Source organism: Micromonospora sp. CNZ286, assembly GCF_014207755.1.
In genome coordinates this window covers 1,205,891-1,221,221 of the sequence record NZ_JACHIZ010000001.1, presented here as the reverse complement: position 1 = coordinate 1,221,221, position 15,331 = coordinate 1,205,891, and the positions used below count along the sequence as shown (strand labels likewise).

The following is a 15,331-nucleotide window of genomic DNA, read 5'->3' as shown; positions in this document are numbered from 1 at the left end:
GGCCGGACCGGCGAACTCCCCCACGGCACCGGCCGCGCCCACATTCCCGGGGACGGCCGGACCGGTGAACTCCCCACGACCCACAGCACCGGCCGCACCGGCGAGCCCGGCGACGGCCGCCGGTGCGGTCACCGGCGGGCGTCGGCGGGGTGGGCGTTGTGCTGGCGGCGGCTGAGCCAGCCGCGCGGGTGCCGACGGGGCAGCGACCGGGCGAGCCGGTCCTGGGCCGCGTCGGCCTGCAGCTCGGCGGCGTGGCTGCGGTGGATGCTGAGGATGAGGTCTGCGTCGTTGCCGAACATCTCGGATCTCCCTGTCGTGCGGTGTGTCCCTGTCGAGATCGACTCTCCGCGCGAAGGTGCCCCCGGGGCATGGGTACGCCGCCTGATCTTCGGCCGTCCGGCCTCCTTACCGGCGGGCCGATTCGGGACGGCGCGGCGGTAAGGTACTCAGCCCTCGGCGCAGGGGGCGGCCACGGATCAACGGGGTGCGCGCCGACCACTAGACTCTGCGGTATGGCAAAGCCCCAGGAGAAGGTCTCGTTCGGCCAGCGGCTGAAGCAGATCGGGATGGTGTTCCGGTTCACCGCCAAGCAGGACAAGTGGTTCGCGCCGCTGACCGCGGCGGCGGTGCTGATCCCGCTCGCGCTCACCGTGGTCGCGGTGATCGCCTGGGGCTGGATCTGGTTGCCGATCGGCATCCTGCTCGCCCTGCTCGCCGTGCTGATCGTGCTCAACCTGCGGTCCAACAAGGCGATGATGAACGCCGCCGAGGGGCAGCCGGGCGCGGCGGCGCAGATCATGGAGAGCATGCGCGGCGACTGGCGGGTCACCCCGGCGGTCAGCTCCACCACCCAGATGGACATGGTGCACCTGGTGGTGGGCCGGCAGGGCGTGATCCTGCTGGCCGAGGGCAACCCGCAGCGCGTACGCGGCCTGCTCGGCCAGGAGAAGCGCCGCCTGGCGAAGGTGATCGGCACCGCCCCGCTGCACGACTACGTGATCGGGCAGGGCGAGGGTGAGCTGCCGGTCCGCAAGCTGCGGATGACGCTGATGCGGCTGCCCCGCGCCCTGTCCCCGAAGGACGTCAACGCGCTCGACAAGCGGCTCAAGGCGCTCACCGCGCGGCCGCAGATGCCCAAGGGCGCGATCCCGAAGAACATGCGGCCGGCGCGTGGCGCGTTCCGGCAGACCCGGGGTCGCTGACCTCCGGCGTACGCGAGAAAGGAGCCGGTCCCGTGCGGGGCCGGCTCCTTTCTCGTGCGGGTCAGCGGCGCGGGGCGTCGGTGACGACGGACCCGGCCAGCCGGTCGTGCAGGCCGCGCCGGTGCTCGTCCATCAGCAGCGCCGGCACCACGAGGGCCAGCAGGAAGCCGCGCAGCAGTCCGCGGAGCGGCCCGATCCGGCCGCCGTCGGCCCAGGACACGCAGCGCAGCCGGGTCAGGTACATGCCGGGGGTCTGGGCGAACAGGCCGATGAAGAAGCCGTACTCCAGGATCAGCACCAGGACCGGCGGCCAGCCGTCGCGCACCGGGTCGGAGAAGGCCCGGGCGACCATCAGGCACAGCACCCAGTCGATGATCAGGGCGCCGAAGCGGCGGCCGAGGCTGGGCGGGGTGAACGCGGGGTCGGTGGCGGGCGGCACCGGTGTGGCGGCGGTATCGGTCACAGCGGCCAGGGTAGCGCCGCCGCGACCCCTGACGAAAAATACGACATTCGGCACCAGAGGGTGCCGGGATGACGCTCCGCAAGCGACGTAACACGGCGGAAACAGACGAGACACGGCCGGGCAACCCCCCGGCCATAGCGTCGCCAGTAGCCAGCTAACGGAGTGGACCTGCCAGGAGGACGTGTGTTCGCCAATTCCGAGGAACTCCTGCGATACCTCGCCAACGAGGACGTGAAGTTCGTCGACGTACGTTTCTGTGACCTGCCCGGCGTGATGCAGCACTTCAACCTGCCGGTCGAGTCGTTCGACGACAGCGTCTTCACCGACGGCCTCGCCTTCGACGGATCCTCGATCCGCGGCTTCCAGGCCATCCACGAGTCCGACATGCTCCTGCTGCCGGACGTCGCCACCGCCTTCATCGACCCGTTCCGGGCCCAGAAGACGCTCGCGCTCAACTTCTTCATCCACGACCCGTTCACCCGCGAGGCGTACTCCCGCGACCCGCGCAACGTGGCGAAGAAGGCCGAGGCGTACCTGGCGGCCAGCGGCATCGCCGACACCGCCTACTTCGGCGCCGAGGCGGAGTTCTACATCTTCGACTCGATCCGCCACGAGACCTCGGCGCACCAGTCGTTCTACTACATCGACTCGATCGAGGGCGCCTGGAACAGCGGCCGGATCGAGGAGGGCGGCAACCGCGGCTACAAGACCGCGTACAAGGGCGGCTACTTCCCGGTGCCGCCGGTGGACCACTACGCCGACCTGCGCGACCGGATCGTGCGGCGTCTCGTCGACGGCGGCTTCACGGTCGAGCGGTCGCACCACGAGGTCGGCACCGCCGGCCAGTCGGAGATCAACTACAAGTTCTCCACGCTGCTGCACGCCGCCGACCAGCTCCAGCTGTTCAAGTACATCGTCAAGAACGAGACCTGGGCCGCCGGCAAGACCGCCACGTTCATGCCGAAGCCGCTGTTCGGTGACAACGGCTCCGGCATGCACACCCACCAGAGCCTGTGGCGTGGGGGCGAACCGCTGTTCTACGACGAGACCGGCTACGCCGGCCTGTCCGACACCGCCCGCTGGTACATCGGCGGCCTGCTGCACCACGCCCCGTCGCTGCTCGCCTTCACCAACCCGACGGTGAACTCCTACCGTCGTCTGGTGCCGGGCTTCGAGGCGCCGGTGAACCTGGTCTACTCGCAGCGCAACCGCTCCGCGTGCACCCGCATCCCGGTGACCGGCAGCAACCCGAAGGCCAAGCGCGTCGAGTTCCGGGTGCCGGACCCGTCGAGCAACCCGTACCTGGCATTCTCGGCGATGATGATGGCCGGCCTGGACGGCATCAAGAACAAGATCGAGCCGCCGGCGCCGATCGACAAGGACCTGTACGACCTGCCGCCGGAGGAGTGGGGCGACGTCAAGCAGGTCCCGGGTTCGCTGCCCGAGGTGCTCAACGCGCTCGAGGCCGACCACGACTACCTGCTCGACGGCGGCGTGTTCACGCCGGACCTGATCTCGACCTGGGTCGACTGGAAGCGGGCCAACGAGGTCGACCCGGTGCGTCTGCGCCCGACCCCGCACGAGTTCGCGATGTACTTCGACTGCTGAGGTAGATCAAGGCGCCGACCCGCACGAATCGGGTCCGACCTGACGGACGGCGGTCATGCCGGCTCACAGCCGGCGTGGCCGCCGTTTCGTGTCGAGCGGTCGCGTGCTGATCGTGGCATGGCCGGATGTCAGCGATGATGAGGCGACCGCTCGTAGGGGTAGTGATGACAACACGACCGACGCTGTTCCTTACCGTAGGACTGCCGGGCACCGGGAAGACCACAGAGGCGCGGCGCATAGAGGTCGAGGAGAAGGCCCTTCGTCTGACGAAGGACGAGTGGGTGAAGGCCCTCTACGGGCTGGCGAACCCGCCGTCGGCTTCGGACGTCATCGAGGGACGGCTCATCGAGATCGCGCTGCGGGCGCTCGAACTCGGCGTCAACGTCGTCATCGACTTCGGCCTCTGGGGCCGAGATGAGCGCTCGGCTCTACGACAGGCAGCAGCCGACCTCGGAGCGTCGGTGACGATGCGCTACTTCCAGCTCACACCGGCCGAGCAGCGGCAACGGCTTGACCGGCGGCAGGCCGAGGAGCCGCACACGACCTGGCACATGTCCGACGAGGAACTCGCCACGTGGGCTGCCGTCATGAGCATCCCGACGCCGGGGGAACTGGACGGCAGTGAACCTGTCGACGATCCACCGGCCGGGTTCGCCACCTGGGACGAGTGGCGCAGGCACCGCTGGCCTGCCTTCATCTCCTAGAACCGCGTGGGAACGTCCACACGACCGCCACGACCACCACCAGCACCGTCATCAGCACCGCGCCCGGCGCCTTGCTGAACCGGGCCAGGTTGGATCCGTCCGGCAGGGTGAGCGCCGACGCGACCGCGCAGGGCGCCACGAACCAGACCTGCCGGGCCAGCGGCACCGCCGCGACCGCGAGCACTGTCAGCGGCCAGATCGCGTACCAGGGGTGGAAGACCGGGGCGAGCAGCACCGTGGCGGCGAGCGCCAGCCCCGCGCCGAGCAGCGCCACCCGGGGGCGGGCCAGCGTCAGCCGGGCCACCCGCTGCCGGGTGTCGTTGAGCCGCCGCAGCGCCGTCCACGCCTGCCACCACAGGGCGACGAGCGTCCCGGCGAGCAGCACCAGCGCGACCGCCCGGACCACCGGCACCGCCTGCGGCTGTAGCCCGGCCAGCTCACCGGCGTAGTCGATCACGAACCCGACGGCCGTGGGCGGGGAGGTCCACTGCTGCGAGTCGCCGCTGTGGCCGAGCCCCTCCACCCAGCCCAGCCCGAGGCCGGTGGCGAGCGACACGACCAGCAGCGTGCCGAGCACCGAGGCGGCCAGCTGCCCGCCGTCGCGCAGCAGCGCCCGCCAGGTGTAGCGGCCGAGCACGGCGGCGAGCGCCGCGAACGGCAGCGCCACGACGGCGACCGCCTTCACCGCCACGGCCAGGCCGAGCAGCACGCCGGCCACCAGCAGCGCGCGCGGCTTGCCCGGCAGGCGGACCAGCACCAGCAGGCCGAGCAGGAGCAGCCCGAGCGCGAGCGCGTCGTTGTGCGCGCCCGCCACGAGGTGGATCCCGACCAGCGGGCACGCGAGCACCAGCCAGGCGGCGCGGCGGGTGGGCACCCCGGCGGCGCGGGCCAGGCCGGGCAGGCAGAGCGCGGCCAGCAGTACCCCGGCCACCGCGACCAGCCGCAGCGCCACGATCGTCCCGATCAGGCCGCCACCGGCGAGAACCGCGAGCCCGGCCAGCAGCACGAAGAACGGCCCGTACGGCGCCGGGGTGTCCCGCCAGATCGGCGACACCGAGTCGGTCCACGGGCAGCCGGCCGCCGCGACCCCCACCCGGTACGGGCTGAGCCCCTGCGTCCACGTCCAGCCCTGGCAGGCGTACGAGTAGACGTCGCGGCTGCCGATCGGCGGCGCGGCGAGCAGCGGCAGCGACCAGAGCCCGGCGGTCACGTACGCCCACCGGCCGGACGGGGCGCCCCACCGCAGCGACCACCAGGCACCCACCAGCAGCAGCGTCCCGGCCAGCCAGCAGCCGAGCGTCACCGGCCCGTGCGGTGCGGCCCAGATCGCGGCGAGCGTGCCGCGCGGTGGTGTGGCTGGTAGCGCGCCGCCGAGCCATCCGGCGACGGTGAGCAGTACGGCACCGGCGAGGCCGGTGTAGCGGGCGAGACCGGCGGCGATCGGCCGGACGGGTCCGTCGGGCTCGCTCACCGGCACACTCCTCAGTCCACGGGAACCGGCTGCCGGCCCTTGCGAGCCGACCGTACCAACCACACGACCACCCCGATCACGAACAGGGTCATCAAGGGCGCACCGGGCATCTTGGTGTACCGGGGTAAACCGGTGCCGTCGGCCAGCACCAGGAACGACGACACCACTGTGACGATCGAGAACCAGAGCGTGCGGTGCGCGGTGGCGGCGAGCACGGCCAGCGGCCACAGCCAGTACCAAGGGTGGAACAGCGGGGAGAGCGCGACGGTGGCGGTCAGCGCCAGCCCGGCGTGCCAGAACGGCTCACCGCGACGGAACGACCGGAACCAGAGCCAGATCAGCACGGCGACCAGCACGACCATGCCGATCGCCCGGGTCACCGGCAGCGCGTCGACGTGCACGCCGAACGGCGCGAGCAGGTAGCCGACGGTCTGCCCCACCGCCGTCGGCGGCGACGTCCAGGCCACCACCAGCCCGCCCTGTTCCAGCCCGCCGACGAACCCCAGCCCCAGCCCGGAGGCGAGGGTCACGGCGGCGAGCGCGGCGAGCGAGCCGCCGACCACCCACCCGCCGTCGCGCACCAGCGTCCTGATCCGGTACGCCCCGACGATCGCGGCCAGCGCGGCGAACGGCATCACGACCAGCGCGGTGACCTTGACGGCGGCGGCGAGTCCGAGCAGCACCCCACCGGCGAGCAGCGGTCCGGGCCGGCCCGGACGGGCCGCCACCACCGCCAGCCCGGCGACCAGTAAGCCGATCATCAGCGCGTCGTTGTGCGCGCCGGAGACCAGGTGCACGGGCACCAGCGGGCTCGCCAGCGCCAGCCAGAGCGCCCGCCGCGGCGGCACCCCGCACCGGCGGGCCAGCACCGGCAGCGCCCACGCGGTGAGCGCCACCCCGGCCACGGCGAGTACCCGGAACAGCGCGACGGCGGCGAGCAGCGAACCGGCGGCCTCCACCACCGCACCGGCGAGCAGCACGAACAGCGGCCCGTACGGCGCCGGGGTGTCCCGCCAGATGTAGGAGATGGTGTCCAGCCAGGGGCAGGGCAGCGCCGACACGCCCTGCTCGTAGGGGTTGATTCCGGCCGAGAAGCTGGCGCCCTGGCAGGCGTACGCGTACACGTCGCGGCTGCCCAGCGGCGGCGCGACCAGCATCGGTGCCAGCCAGAGCGCGACTGTGACCAGCACCCAGCGGGACGACGGCACCCGGTCCCGCAGCGACCACCACGCCCACGCCAGCAGCGCGGTGCCGATCAGCCACAACCCGATGATCAGCGGCCCGTTCGGGCCCTGCCAGATGCTGACCGGGGTGGGACGCAACTCGCCGTCGGGCAGGGCGCCACCGAGGAACGCGGCCACGGCGAGCAGCACCGAACCCGCCAGGCCGATCCAGCGCGAGAGGTGGTGAGGCACGTCGGACATGCTGCCAGTACGGTGGTTCGCGATCAGGAGGTGGGCATGCGGGGCGGTCGGGTGGTGGCGGTCTCCGCCGTGTCGGCGCTCGTCCTCGCCGTGCTCTACCTCACGCTGCCGGCCACCGGTTCGGACCTGTCCGCGCAGGTCGCCCGCGCCGGCTTCTTCGCCGACCACGGGGCCGCCCTGGTCGACCTGCGCTGGTACGGCGGCGTGCACCCATGGGGCTACAGCCTCGTCTCGCCGCCGCTGATGGCACTGCTCGGGGTACGCGTCACCGGCGCGCTCGCCCTGCTCGCCTCCGCCACCGCGTTCGCCGCCCTGCTGGTGCGCACCCGGGTGCCCCGCCCGCTGCTCGGCAGCCTGGTCGGCGTGGTCACGATCGCCGGCAACCTGGTGTCCGGCCGGGTCACGTACGCCCTCGGCGTCGCGTTCGGCCTGGCCGCGCTGCTCGCGCTCACGGTCCCCGCCCGCCGCACCCGATTCGCCGCCGCCGCTGCCGATGGTGTCGCTGCCGGGCCGGCCGGTCCCGGCGCTGCCGGTGGCGGCCGGAACGTCTGGGCGGCCGTCGCCGCCGGTGCCGCCGCGCTGCTCGCATCGGCGGCCAGCCCGGTGGCCGGGCTGTTCGTCGGGCTCGCCGGCGTCGCGCTGCTGCTGTCCCGCCGGTACGCCGACGGCCTGCTGCTCGCCGTACCGGCCGCGGTGCCGCTGGCGGTGACCGGGCTGCTGTTCGGCGAGGGCGGCTGGATGAACATCAGCACGGCCGACACCGTGCACGCCGTGGTGACGAGCCTGGTCGTGGCGGCTCTCGTGGCGTACCGGCCGGTGCGGGTGGGCGCGCTGCTGTCCGCGGCCGGGGTGCTGGCGTCGGCGCTGCTGCACACACCGGTCGGGCTGAACGCCACCCGCCTGGTGGTGATGTTCGCGCTGCCGCTGCTGGCCGCCGCGGCGACGCCCCCCGCATGGTTCACCGCGAGCCGCCTCGGCGGCCGACTCGGCGCGGGCCGACTCGGTGCGGGCCGTCCCGACAGCGACGCGCATGGCATTGGCCGGCTCGGCCAGGGTCGGTCCCGCCGCGCTGTCGGAGCGGCCGGGCTTGCCGCCCTGCTCGCCGTCGTCTGCTGGTGGCAGCCGCCGGTGGTCACCGCCGACCTGCGCAGCGCCGACGATCCGACGGCCGACCCGGCGTACTTCGCTCCGCTGCGCGCGGAACTGGCCCGGCGCGGGCTCACCGGACGGGTGGAGGTGCCGCCGACCCGCAACTACTGGGAGGCGGCCCGGATGGGTGAGGTGCCGCTGGCCCGGGGCTGGCTACGCCAGGCCGACATCGACCGCAACCCGCTGTTCTTCACCACGGTGCCCGGCGCGGACGGCACCGGCATTCCGCTGACCTCCGTTACCTACCGGGACTGGCTGGCCGACAACGCGGTGCAGTACGTGGCAGTGCCCGATGCCGAGTTCTCCTGGGTGGGGCGATCCGAGGCGAAGCTGGTCGAGCTGGGCCAGCCGTACCTGACCGAGGTCTGGTCGAACCGGCACTGGAAGCTGTACGCGGTGGCCGAACCCACCCCGATCGTCGGCGCGCCCGGTGAGCTGATCAGCCAGGACGGCGCCTCGATCACGTTCCGCGCCCTCGCCCCCGGCCCGATCCCGATCCGGGTACGCCACGACCGCTGGCTCACCGTCTCCAACGGCGCCACGGTCACCCGAGCCGGTAAGTGGACCACCGTAACGGTCCCCCAACCCGGCACCTACACCCTCACGAGCTGACCCGGCTAGAGATCTTGGTACGAAAAGGCCCTCATAGGGGCCGTTTGCTACCAAGATCTCTCGGCGCTCCCGAGATGCGGAACGCATGGCTCGCGTGTCGGGACAAGCCTCGGTAGAGGAGCAGCGAAGGAGGTCAGCGAGGCCCCGGCACGCCGTGGCACCCGGGCCGGCATCCGGACTCGGGTCTAGAGGGGGGACTCCAGGATTCGCTGGACGACTGTGCGGGAGTGGCGGCCGGTGCGCAGGTACTCGTCGAGGAACTCGCCCTGGTCCTCGCGCCCCAGCAGCCGCACCACACCGGCCAGCTCCACCCCGTGCCGGGGCAACTGGTCACCGGCCCGGCCGCGTACCAGCATCAGCGCGTCGCGCACCTCGGCGGCGAGCGTCCAGCCGGCCGCCAGCTCGGCGGCGTCGGAGGCGTCGAGCAGCCCGGCGTCGCGGGCGGCGGCGAGGGCGTCGAGCGTACGGGTGCCGCGCAGGGCGGGCACCTGACCGGCGTAGCGGAGCTGGAGCAACTGCACCGCCCACTCGACGTCGGCGAGCCCGCCCCGGCCCAGCTTGGTGTGGGTGGCCGGGTCGGCGCCCCGGGGCAGCCGCTCGGTCTCCACCCGCGCCTTGATCCGCCGGATCTCGACCACCTGCTCGCGGCTCAGCCCTTCGGCCGGGTAGCGCACCGGCTCGATCATGGCCTCGAACTCGGCGCCCAGGTCGGCGTCGCCGCAGACGAACCGGGCCCGCAGCAGCGCCTGCGCCTCCCACACGCGGGACCAGCGCGCGTAGTACTGCGCGTACGCGGCCAGGCTGCGGACCAGCGGGCCCTGCCGGCCCTCGGGGCGCAGGTCGGCGTCGACGCCCAGCGGCGGGTCGGGGGCGGGCGCGGACAGCAGCCGGCGCAACTCCTCGGCGATGGCGTGCGCTGCTGCGCTCGCCGCGCTCTCCTCCACCCCGGGCGGCGGGTCGTAGACGAACAGCACGTCGGCGTCGGAGAGGTAGTTCGACTCGTACCCGCCGAGCCGGCCCATGCCGATCACCGCGAAGCGCAGGCCGGGCGGTCCGGGGTGGACGGTACGGGCGGCGCGCAGCGCGGCTGCCAGCGTGGCGTCGGCGACGTGCGACAGCGCGGTGCCGACAGCCGTCACGTCCACCACTGTGGGCCGGCGTTCCCCGCCGCCGACCGGGCGCGGGGTGAGCGGGGCGAGCGAACCGGCGCGGCTGAGCACGTCGGCGGCGGCGATCCGGACCAGTTCCCGGCGGCGCAGCGCGCGGACCGCCCGGATCGCCTCGACCGGGTCGTCGTGGCGGGCGGCAGCGGCGGCGAAGCCGTCGACGAGCGTCTCCCGTGGACGCGGGGTCAGTTCGCTGTCCTCGGCGAGCAGCCGCAGCGCCTCCGGTTCGCGGGCCAGCATGTCGGCCGCGTACCGGGACGAGGACAGCACCCGGGCCAGCCGGCGCGCCACCGGGCCGGAGTCGCGCAGCAGGCGCAGGTACCAGGGGGTGCTGCCGAGCTTGTCGGAGACCTGCCGGTAGTTGAGCAGTCCGCGGTCCGGCTCGGGGGCGTCGGCGAACTCGTCGAGCAGCACCGGCAGCAGCGTGCGCTGGATGGCGGCGGTCCGGCTGACCCCGCCGGTGAGCGCCTGGAGGTGCCGCAGCGCGCCGGCCGGGTCGGCGAAGCCGAGCACCTCCAGCCGGTGCCGGGCCGCCTCGGGCGTGAGGCGCAGCCCTTCGGCCGGTACGCGGGCCACGGATTCGAGCAGCGGCCGGTAGAGCAGTTTGGCGTGCAGCCGGCGTACCTCGGTGGCGTGGGTGACCCACTCGGCGCGGAACTCCTCGACGGCGCTGCGGCCCGGCGTGGCCGCGTAGCCGAGCGCGGCGGCGAGCCAGCGCAGCGCGGCCGGTTCGGTCGGCACGGTGTGGGTGCGGCGCAGGGCCTGGAGCTGGAGCCGGTGCTCGACGGCGCGCAGGAAGCGGTAGCCGCGCAGGAGCGCCTCCCCGTCGGCGCGGCCCACGTAGCCGCCGGCGACGAGCGCGCGCAGCGCCGGCACGGTGCCCGGCACCCGCAGCGACTCGTCGCCCCGGCCGTGCACGAGCTGGAGCAGTTGGACGGCGAACTCGATGTCGCGCAGCCCGCCCGGGCCGCGCTTGATCTCGCGTTCCAGCTCCTTCGGCGGCACGTTGTCGAGGATCTTGCGGCGCATGGACCGGACGTCCTCGACCGCCTCGGGGCGTTCGGCGGCGGTCCACACGAGCGGGGCCAGCGCGTCGATCCACTCCTTTGCGAGTTCCAGGTCCCCGGCGGCCGGGCGGGCCTTGAGCAGCGCCTGGAACTCCCAGGTGCGCGCCCAGCGCTTGTAGTAGGCGAGGTGGCTGGCGAGCGTGCGCACCAGCGGCCCCCGGTTGCCCTCGGGACGCAGCGCCGCGTCGACCGGCCAGGCCACCAGCCCGCAGATCTGGATCAGCCGGGTGGCGATCTGGGTCGCGGCGGGCAGGTCGTCGTCGGTGGCGGAGACGAAGATGACGTCGACGTCGGAGACGTAGTTCAGCTCGTCGCCGCCGCACTTGCCCATCGCCACCACTGCCAGCCGGGGGCGCGGCGTGCCCTCCGGCAGCTCGTCGGCGGCGATGTCGTAGGCGGCGGCCAGCGTGGCGTCGGCCAGCCCGGACAGCGCCGCCATGGTCTGCTCCAGGCCGCGCCCGCCGGTCAGGTCGGCCGCCGCGATCCGCAGCAGCGCGAGCCGGTACGCCTGCCGCAGCAGCGGGACCGCGCCGGTGACGGTGGTGAGCCGGGCGGCGACGCCGAGGTCGAGCCGCCCTTCCGCGGTGGGGGCGAGCCCGTCCGGCTCGGTCGCCAGCACCGCCCACTGCCCGGGGTTGGCGACCAGATGGTCGCCGAGCGCGGACGAGGCGCCGAGCACCGCGATCAGCCGGCGGCGCAGCCCGGGGTCGGCGGCCAGGGCGTCGCGTACGGCCACCTCGTCGCCGGAGCGCCGCTCGGACTCGACCAGCCGGTGCAGCTGACGCAGGGCCAGGTCCGGGTCGGCGGCGCGGGACAGCGCGGCGAGCAGTTCGGCGGCGCGTTCGTCGGCGGGTTCCTGGGTGTCGGGCCGCCACAGGGCGAGCCCGTCCGGGCCGAGCAGGTCCGCGGCGCGGGTGGCGCCGTCGCCCTCGGCGAATCCGTAGCGGGCCAGGCGCCCGCGGGCCGGCCGGGTCACCGTCAGGCCCCGAGCAGCGGCAGGCTGCGGCGCGGGTTGTCGTCGCCGAGTTCGCCGAGCGCGAGCGCGGCGAACCGGATCGCGAACGGCTGCCACGCCTCCTCGACGTCGGCCATCACCCGGTCGCAGGCCGCCACCACCAGCTCCGGGTCGTAGCCCAGCTCGGCCAGCACGGCCGAGTCGCGGGACCACTCGGCGATCATCGCGGTGTCGCACTCGATGTGGAACTGCAGGCCCCAGGCCCGGTCGCCGAGGCGGAACGCCTGGTGCGGGTAGCGGGTGGACGCGGCGAGCAGCGTCGCGCCGTGCGGCAGTTCGGTGATCTCGTCGGCGTGCCACTGGAGGACGTCGGGCATCAGCGGCACGTACCGGAACAGGGGGTCGTCCTCGGCGGCGTCGCGCCGCCCGACGAGCGCCGGACCGACCTCCGGACCGGACGGGCTGCGTTCGACCCGGCCCGCGTGCGCGGTGGCCAGCAGTTGCGCGCCGAGGCAGACGGCGAGCGTGGGCACGCGCCCGCGGACCGCCTTGCGCAGCAGCCCCTCCAGCGCCGGGAACCAGGGCGCGCCGGGGCCGCCGTCGGGCCCCGGGTATGCCTGCTGGTCGCCGCCGAGCACCACGAGCGCGGCGTACCCCTCCAGGTCGCCGGGGAGCGGGTCACCGGCGTGCGGACGCAGCACGCGCAGCTCAAGGCCCCCTTCGGTGAGCCACTCCCCCAGGCGGCGGAGGTCGTCGGTCGGGTCGTTCTCGATCACCAGCGCGGTCGCCACGACGTCGAGGCTAACCGGTACGCCCGACAGGGCACGGTCCGGCAGGCCCTAGGCTCCGATCGTGCCTGACGACTGCCTGCGCCCACCGGCCCTGCGTCCCGGCGACGCGGTGATGCTGGTGTCCCCGTCCGGGCCGACCCGTCCCGAACGGGTGGCCCGCGGCATCGAGCTGCTCACCGGCTGGGGGCTGCGGCCGGTGCCCGCGCCGAACGCGTACGCCAGGCGGGGTTACCTGGCCGGCGACGACGCGCTGCGGGCCGCGGACCTGAACGCGGCGTTCGCCGACCCGGAGATCCGCGGGGTGATCTGCACCCGGGGCGGCTACGGCGCGCAGCGGGTGGTCGACCTGATCGACATGGCGGCGGTACGCCGGGATCCGAAGGTGGTGGCCGGGTTCTCCGACATCACCGCGTTGCAGTTCGCGCTCTGGCGGGGCGCCCGCCTGGCCGGGGTGCACGGGCCGGGCGCCGCGTGGCGGGACGAGCGCACGCCGATCCGCTCGGCGGAGTCGCTGCACGCCGCGCTGACCAGCGCCGAGCCGGTGACTGTGACGGCGGTCGAGGCGGAGGAGACGTTCCCGGTGCGGGTGCCCGGCCGGGCCGAGGGCCGGCTGCTCGGCGGCAACCTGTGCCTGATCACCGCGTCCATCGGCACCCCCGACATGCCCGACCTGACCGGGGCGATCCTGCTGGTCGAGGAGGTGCAGGAGCCGCCGTACAAGATCGACCGGATGCTCACCCACCTGCGCCGCTGCGGTGCGCTGGACGGGATCGCCGGGGTGGCTGTCGGCCAGTTCACCGAGTGCGCGGACGGCTGGGACACCACAGTCGTGGACGTGCTCACCGACCGCCTGGGCGACCTGGGCGTGCCGGTCCTCGGCGGCCTGCCCATCGGCCACGGCCCCAACCAGCTCACCGTCCCGGTGGGTACCCCCGCCACCCTGGACGCCACCACAGGCACCCTGACGGCAACCGCCGCCGTCCGCCAAGGCTGAGGCCCACCCCGGCGATCATGAGGTTGGCGGCAGTTCAGAGATCCACTACTGCCGCCAACCTCATGATCAACGCGGCGAGGGCGTGAGGTGGGCCACGGCGCCGATCTCCAAGGCCGCCCAGACCGCGCCGTCGGGGGTGACCGTGAGGCCGTGGGGTTCCGAGGCCGGGGTGGGCAGGGTGTGGGCGGTGATGTGGCCGTCCGGGTCGACGTGGCCGATGCGGTTGGCGCCCCACTCGGTGAACCAGCAACCACCGGCCGGATCGGCGACGATCGCGTGCGGGCGCGCCGCCCGGTCCGGCAGCGGGAACTCGTCGATCCGCCCGTCCGGCGTGATCCGGCCGATCTGCCCGGCGACGATCTCGACGAACCAGAGCGCGCCGTCACCGCCCTGGGTGATGCCGACCGGCCCGGCCGCCTCGGTGGGCAGCGGATGCACAGTCACCGACCCGTCCAGGCCGACCCGGGCGATCGCGTTCGCCTGGTTGAGCGTGAGCCAGAGCGCGTCGTCCGGCCCGGCCGCCAGCATCGACGGGAAACCCCTGGTCACCGGCAGCGGGAAGGACGTCACCTCCCCGTCGACGCTCACCCGGCCGATCGTGTCGTCGCTCATGCCGGCGTACCAGAGCGCGCCGTCCGCACCGACCACCAGCCCGCAGGGGCCGCAGCCGGGCGGCAGCGCCACCGAGCCGGTCTCGCCGTCGACTGTGATCCGGCCGAGCCGGTCGTCGCCCGAGCGGGTGTACCAGAGCGCGCCGTCGGGGCCGCCGACGATGATCAGCGGGCGGCTGCCGGGCGGGTCGTCGCGGTAGGTCCGTACCTCACCGTCGAGGCCGAGCCGGGCGACGCCGCCGGAGCCGGCCAGCGCCAGCCAGAGCGCGCCGTCGGGCCCGACCGTGATCGAGTACGGCCCGGAGCCCGGCCCGGTGAGCGGGATCTCGCGGATGGCGGGCTGTGTCATCGAGTGGCCTTCCGTCGGGTTTCGCCCAGCCTGGCGGGCGCTCCGACGCCCCGGCAACACGAATAATTCGGGCTTTCCGGACGGGATTGCCAGCTCGCTGACAGGTTCGCCACGGGTGGCCCTCAGTTCCGGCGACCACTGTCGGTGACGTCATCGCACCACCACCGAACAGGAGAATCGCATGATCCGCACGATGTCGAAGAAGCACCTGCTGGCCGGCCTGGCCGCCGCCGGCGTGCTCGGCGTCGGGATCGCCGCCCCGACGGTGGCGCTCGCCGACGACAAGAGCCCGAACCCGTCTTCGAGCGCCAGCAGCACCACCGACCAGGGTGACGACCGCCGCCAGAAGCACGCCGACCGGCAGGCCGAGTTCGCCGAGGCGCTCGCCAAGGAGCTGGGCGTCTCGACCGACAAGGTCACCGCGGCGCTGGAGAAGCTGCACGAGCAGCGCCAGGGCGATCGCCCGGAGCGGCCGGAGCGGCCGTCGACCGAGGACCGGCAGGCCGCGCTGAAGGAGCGGCTGGACCAGGCCGTCACCGACGGCAAGCTCACCCAGGAGCAGGCCGACGCGGTGCTCAAGGCCGCCGAGGCAGGCGTGTTCCCGGGCCCGGGCAAGGGCGGCCCGGACGGCAGGCCCGGCCACCACGGCAAGGGTGGCGACAAGGGCGGCCCGGAGGGCAAGGCCGACCAGGGCGCCGAGGCCGAGCAGGAGGGCCAGGGCGGCAAGTGACGCGGTGGCCCCGCCGCCCCTCACCGGCCGTTCCC

At 73.8% G+C, this 15,331-nt stretch carries 13 protein-coding genes; 6 read left to right on the top strand and 7 right to left on the bottom strand.

From position 1 onward, the window contains the following. Positions 1–128: 128 nt before the first annotated feature. Positions 129–299, bottom strand: a complete 171-nt coding sequence (locus FHX31_RS05870; RefSeq protein WP_013475691.1) for a hypothetical protein — start codon at positions 297–299, stop codon at positions 129–131. Between the two features lie 213 nt (positions 300–512). Here FHX31_RS05870 and FHX31_RS05865 point away from each other — a divergent pair, with 213 nt between their 5' ends. Next, positions 513–1,202, top strand: a complete 690-nt coding sequence (locus FHX31_RS05865) for a DUF4191 domain-containing protein (RefSeq protein WP_013287747.1) — start codon at positions 513–515, stop codon at positions 1,200–1,202. 61 nt (positions 1,203–1,263) lie between these two features. On the opposite strand, the gene FHX31_RS05860 is transcribed toward FHX31_RS05865, so the two are convergent. Then, complete coding sequence (locus FHX31_RS05860) at positions 1,264–1,665, bottom strand: RDD family protein (RefSeq protein WP_041784213.1); 402 nt, start codon at positions 1,663–1,665, stop codon at positions 1,264–1,266. A 183-nt stretch (positions 1,666–1,848) separates the two neighbouring features. Between FHX31_RS05860 and glnA the strand changes: the two genes are divergently transcribed. Together glnA and FHX31_RS05850 are read left to right on the top strand one after the other, a co-directional pair. Continuing rightward, positions 1,849–3,273 (top strand): type I glutamate--ammonia ligase, encoded by a 1,425-nt coding sequence (gene glnA / locus FHX31_RS05855; RefSeq protein WP_013287749.1) that lies wholly within the window; start codon positions 1,849–1,851, stop codon positions 3,271–3,273. Positions 3,274–3,437: 164 nt separating this feature from the next. After that, positions 3,438–3,977: an ATP-binding protein gene (locus FHX31_RS05850; protein ID WP_013475688.1), complete on the top strand. Its 540-nt coding sequence runs from the start codon at positions 3,438–3,440 to the stop codon at positions 3,975–3,977. On the opposite strand, the gene mptB (FHX31_RS05845) is transcribed toward FHX31_RS05850, so the two are convergent. Together mptB (FHX31_RS05845) and mptB (FHX31_RS05840) are read right to left on the bottom strand one after the other, a co-directional pair. Continuing rightward, the gene (gene mptB / locus FHX31_RS05845) at positions 3,967–5,448 is read right to left on the bottom strand and encodes a polyprenol phosphomannose-dependent alpha 1,6 mannosyltransferase MptB (protein WP_184975369.1); all 1,482 of its coding nucleotides are present in this window, start codon (positions 5,446–5,448) and stop codon (positions 3,967–3,969) included. The two genes, FHX31_RS05850 and mptB (FHX31_RS05845), sit on opposite strands and share 11 nt — an antisense overlap. Positions 5,449–5,459: 11 nt before the next feature. Continuing rightward, positions 5,460–6,872, bottom strand: coding sequence for a polyprenol phosphomannose-dependent alpha 1,6 mannosyltransferase MptB (gene mptB / locus FHX31_RS05840; RefSeq protein WP_221488016.1), 1,413 nt, complete (start codon positions 6,870–6,872; stop codon positions 5,460–5,462). Positions 6,873–6,908: 36 nt separating this feature from the next. Here mptB (FHX31_RS05840) and FHX31_RS05835 point away from each other — a divergent pair, with 36 nt between their 5' ends. Further along, positions 6,909–8,633 (top strand): hypothetical protein, encoded by a 1,725-nt coding sequence (locus tag FHX31_RS05835; RefSeq protein WP_184975366.1) that lies wholly within the window; start codon positions 6,909–6,911, stop codon positions 8,631–8,633. A gap of 185 nt (positions 8,634–8,818) precedes the next feature. On the opposite strand, the gene FHX31_RS05830 is transcribed toward FHX31_RS05835, so the two are convergent. Both FHX31_RS05830 and FHX31_RS05825 read right to left on the bottom strand, forming a co-directional pair. Beyond that, complete coding sequence (locus tag FHX31_RS05830) at positions 8,819–11,842, bottom strand: bifunctional [glutamine synthetase] adenylyltransferase/[glutamine synthetase]-adenylyl-L-tyrosine phosphorylase (protein WP_071098238.1); 3,024 nt, start codon at positions 11,840–11,842, stop codon at positions 8,819–8,821. Between the two features lie 2 nt (positions 11,843–11,844). Continuing rightward, positions 11,845–12,612: a type 1 glutamine amidotransferase gene (locus FHX31_RS05825; RefSeq protein WP_123111279.1), complete on the bottom strand. Its 768-nt coding sequence runs from the start codon at positions 12,610–12,612 to the stop codon at positions 11,845–11,847. 112 nt (positions 12,613–12,724) lie between these two features. Here FHX31_RS05825 and FHX31_RS05820 point away from each other — a divergent pair, with 112 nt between their 5' ends. Next, entirely contained in the window at positions 12,725–13,606 is an 882-nt protein-coding gene (locus FHX31_RS05820) for a S66 peptidase family protein (protein ID WP_221488452.1), read from the top strand. Between the two features lie 66 nt (positions 13,607–13,672). On the opposite strand, the gene FHX31_RS05815 is transcribed toward FHX31_RS05820, so the two are convergent. Next, the gene (locus FHX31_RS05815) at positions 13,673–14,566 is read right to left on the bottom strand and encodes a Vgb family protein (protein WP_184975364.1); all 894 of its coding nucleotides are present in this window, start codon (positions 14,564–14,566) and stop codon (positions 13,673–13,675) included. 181 nt (positions 14,567–14,747) lie between these two features. On the opposite strand from FHX31_RS05815, the gene FHX31_RS05810 reads away from it, so the two are divergent. Then, complete coding sequence (locus FHX31_RS05810; RefSeq protein WP_013475680.1) at positions 14,748–15,296, top strand: hypothetical protein; 549 nt, start codon at positions 14,748–14,750, stop codon at positions 15,294–15,296. The last annotated feature ends 35 nt before the right edge of the window (positions 15,297–15,331 follow it).

Coding starts and splice junctions, on each gene's coding strand:
- FHX31_RS05870 (WP_013475691.1), bottom strand. CDS start 299: ATGTTCGGCAACGACGCAGACCTCATCCTCAGCATCCACCGCAGCCAC.
- FHX31_RS05865 (WP_013287747.1), top strand. CDS start 513: ATGGCAAAGCCCCAGGAGAAGGTCTCGTTCGGCCAGCGGCTGAAGCAG.
- FHX31_RS05850 (WP_013475688.1), top strand. CDS start 3,438: ATGACAACACGACCGACGCTGTTCCTTACCGTAGGACTGCCGGGCACC.
- mptB (WP_221488016.1), bottom strand. CDS start 6,872: ATGTCCGACGTGCCTCACCACCTCTCGCGCTGGATCGGCCTGGCGGGT.
- FHX31_RS05835 (WP_184975366.1), top strand. CDS start 6,909: ATGCGGGGCGGTCGGGTGGTGGCGGTCTCCGCCGTGTCGGCGCTCGTC.
- FHX31_RS05820 (WP_221488452.1), top strand. CDS start 12,725: ATGCTGGTGTCCCCGTCCGGGCCGACCCGTCCCGAACGGGTGGCCCGC.
- FHX31_RS05815 (WP_184975364.1), bottom strand. CDS start 14,566: ATGACACAGCCCGCCATCCGCGAGATCCCGCTCACCGGGCCGGGCTCC.
- FHX31_RS05810 (WP_013475680.1), top strand. CDS start 14,748: ATGATCCGCACGATGTCGAAGAAGCACCTGCTGGCCGGCCTGGCCGCC.